Below are 3,414 nucleotides of genomic sequence, written 5' to 3' on the forward strand. Positions count from 1 at the left end.
AAATATATCTATAAATTTAAAAAATTATGATTAAGAACGCACATAGTCACATTAATAATTTAGGTACACCTTTGACTAATGACTCCGGTGATATTTATTTTTCTAATGACGATGGCTTAGCTCAATCGCATTATGTGTACTATGAGCAAAATAATATAGATGTACGATTACAAAATCATGACCAATCACATTTTGTTATTGCCGAAACCGGTTTTGGCACCGGTTTAAACTTTTTAAATACGTGGCAACGCTTTAAAGACCACCTTGAGCGGATGCAAGTTCAAAATGAATGTGAAAAAAGCGTAAAACGCCTACACTATATTTCGTTTGAAAAGTATCCCTTAACATTAACAGACTTAAAACAAGCATTAACCGCTTGGCCTACCTTAAGTTATTTTACTGAGCAATTAACAGTAAACTACCCAATTAATTTAGAAGGATGCCACCGGCTCGAATTTAATAATGGCAATGTTGTTCTCGATTTATACTTTGGTGATGCGCTTGAATCAATACAAGCAATGAGCTACCCGCAAACAGGAATTGTTGATGCTTGGTATTTAAATGGGCTTGAGCCAAGTGAAAATCCTGATATGTGGCAGCAAAGTTTATTTAACTCCATGGCTGATATAACAAGAGCTAATGCAACCTTATCGACTTTTACTGCCGCTGACTTTGTTCAACGAGGATTAATAGAGGCTGGCTTTAGCATTAAAAAAGCCAAAGATTTTAATCAAAAAGAAAATATGCTTATTGGCCAACTTAAACATGTTAATAGCGCTCAATCAACCCCCGCTTATTTTAATCAAGATAGCAGTACTTTAAAAAATGTAGCGGTCATTGGCGGTGGTATTGCCAGTAGCTGTATTTTATACAGCTTGGCTAAACGAGGCATAACCAGCCAATTATTCTGCCAAGATGAAAAGCCTGCAATGGGGGCATCGCACAATGTGCAAGGCGCTATTTACCCTCACCTACAAGCTAAAAACTCGCCACACAGTGAATTGTTTGCACATAGCTTTTTATACGCAAAACGTTTGTATAACCAGTTACTCAAAAACGGCTTTAGCTTTGATTACGATTGGTGCGGCGTATTACAACACGCAGTGAAAAAACCTCTCGCTGATAAGCACGAAAACTTAGCACAAAAGCAACTGTGGCCAACCCAGCTAATGCGTAACGTAACCGCAGAGCAAGGCGATGAAATAGCCGGCGTAACGACAGGTTATTCAGGCGTATTTTTTGAACAAGGCGGCTGGGTTAACCCGCCACAATTAGTAAACGCTATGCTAAGCGCTGCAAATAGCATAAGCCCATTTAAAAGCCTATTTAACTGCAATATAAAGCAGCTTAAAAAAACTGATAGCGGTTGGTTTTTATTAACGAATGATGAGCAGCTAGGCCCGTTTAGCGATGTAATTATTTGTGCAGGTGAGCACAGCGATGCATTTAAGCAAACAAAAGCGCTACCTATAGTAGGCGTGCGCGGTCAGGTTTCACATATTGAGGCAAGTGAGCAATCACGTAAACTTAAAACAGTGCTATGCCATAAAGGGTATTTTACCCCGGCTTATTTAGATCATCACTGCATGGGTGCCACATTTGAAAAAAACACTAAAAGCCGCCAAGTTACAGCGCTCGACAACCAATTAAACCAAGAGCAACTACTTAGCTTTTATCAGCAAAGTGAATTTGCCTCTACCCTTGGCAATATAACCTCGGCAAAAGCGGCTGTTCGCTGCACATTTATAGATCACCTACCAATGGTAGGGCAATGGTGCGAGCAAAGTGATTACATAATGGCTTTTGCTAATCTACGTTTAGGTAAACGCTACCAATATGAGCAACTTAATAAACCACAACAAGGATTACACATATTTACCGGTTTTGGTGCTCGCGCGTTGTGTAGCGCACCTCTAAGTGCTGATCATCTCGTAAGTTGTTTAAATAACGAGCCCCGTCCATTAAGCGAACGTGTAAGCCAAGCGATTCACCCTGCACGATTTATCGTCAGAGATTTAATTCGCAATAAAATTTAAATGACAACAGTGCTTATTGAGGTAAAATAAGTACCAATAAAAGGAATTTATTACTTAAAGGACTCTCATGAAAATTTTAGCATTTTCAATAATATTGCTATGTACTCTATCGTTTAACGTACTCAGCCAAAATGTCACCGAAATCCCCCTTCCTGAAGAGTTTGTTACAACGATGGATGTAGCAAGCGAATACCCAATGGTTCGCACCGGTTATTTAACCGATTCAATTTCTGATATCACGCACTTTTATCAGCAAAAATTAGGTGAGCCTTTAAAAACAAGCGGTAATAATACATATCGCACTTTGTTTTATAACTACCAAGAACGTAAAGTCCGTATTAGTCTATACCGCCGTAGTTATGTGACCGAAGTGAGTATAATGGTTGAATAAAAAGGTCTAAAAAAACACACCAAAAGCAGCTAATTTTAATACTCAGTTAAGTATCGCACTTTAATTAAAGTATTTTTTGAAATTAGCTCATTTAAACTCTTTTTTACCCTTTAAAAATAATCCCCTACCCCAAGGTCTGTTTGTAAGCACATTACTTTTACTATTTATTGGAAGGAGTTAATTATGAGTAAGACCCTAATTATTGGCGCAAGCGGACAAATAGGTAAAATGACAACTGAGCTACTTTTAGAAAATGAGCAAAATGTTGTGGCATTAGTGCGTGACAAAAATAAGTTAAGCGATTTAAACAGCTCTTTTTTAACTATTGTTGAGCAAGATCTTGAAGGCGATTTTGGTGATGCAATGAAAGGCTGTGACCAAGTGATTTTTGCTGCTGGTTCTGGTGGAAGTACAGGCGATGATAAAACTGTACTCATTGATTTATGGGCTGCAACAAAAGCAGCTACATTCGCTAAAGAGCACGGCGTTAATCACTTTATTATGGTCAGTTCGATTGGTGCTGACGATCCAGATTCGATTCAAGGTGATTTAAAACCTTACTTAGTTGCTAAGCATATGGCTGACGAGCACCTAATAAACAGTGGTTTAAATTATACCATTGTTCGCCCTGGTACATTGACTGACGATAGTGCTTCAATGCAAGTAACTACGCAGCAACCAAGTGATCGTTCAGAAGCTAAAATTAGCCGCGAAAACGTAGCCAATGCATTATTACATATTGCGACCAACTCATTTATTAGTAACCGCATTTTTAAGTTGTTTGATGGCGACAAGCCAATTAAAGCCGCTGTTAAATAAGCTTTAATACCAATTTAATTAAACGTATGAACAATTATTACAAAGAATATGTAATTCATCTATAAGGCAAAAAATTACAGTGTAGTCGCTCTATATCAGTAACTTTTTGGCGCAATGAATTACTTAATCCTCTTAAATAATTTATGTTTAATAAAATTAAATTTACTC

General features: G+C 37.7%; 3 protein-coding genes. All 3 read left to right on the top strand.

Annotated features, from left to right (window positions below):
* Positions 1 to 26: 26 nt before the first annotated feature.
* The 3 genes from mnmC to GQR46_RS17830 all read left to right on the top strand — a co-directional run bounded on the left by mnmC (position 27) and on the right by GQR46_RS17830 (position 3,246).
* Positions 27 to 2,036, top strand: a complete 2,010-nt coding sequence (gene mnmC, locus GQR46_RS17820; protein WP_165741812.1) for a bifunctional tRNA (5-methylaminomethyl-2-thiouridine)(34)-methyltransferase MnmD/FAD-dependent 5-carboxymethylaminomethyl-2-thiouridine(34) oxidoreductase MnmC — start codon at positions 27 to 29, stop codon at positions 2,034 to 2,036.
* A 67-nt stretch (positions 2,037 to 2,103) separates the two neighbouring features.
* Positions 2,104 to 2,427, top strand: a complete 324-nt coding sequence (locus GQR46_RS17825) for a hypothetical protein (RefSeq protein WP_165741814.1) — start codon at positions 2,104 to 2,106, stop codon at positions 2,425 to 2,427.
* A gap of 183 nt (positions 2,428 to 2,610) precedes the next feature.
* Positions 2,611 to 3,246 carry an NAD(P)-binding oxidoreductase gene (locus tag GQR46_RS17830; RefSeq protein ID WP_007581997.1) on the top strand — a complete coding sequence of 212 codons (636 nt, stop codon included), beginning with the start codon at positions 2,611 to 2,613 and terminating at the stop codon, positions 3,244 to 3,246.
* Positions 3,247 to 3,414 lie beyond the last annotated feature (168 nt).

Origin of the sequence: Pseudoalteromonas sp. Z1A6 (genome assembly GCF_011378745.1) — a bacterium.
Taxonomy (GTDB): domain Bacteria; phylum Pseudomonadota; class Gammaproteobacteria; order Enterobacterales; family Alteromonadaceae; genus Pseudoalteromonas; species Pseudoalteromonas arctica.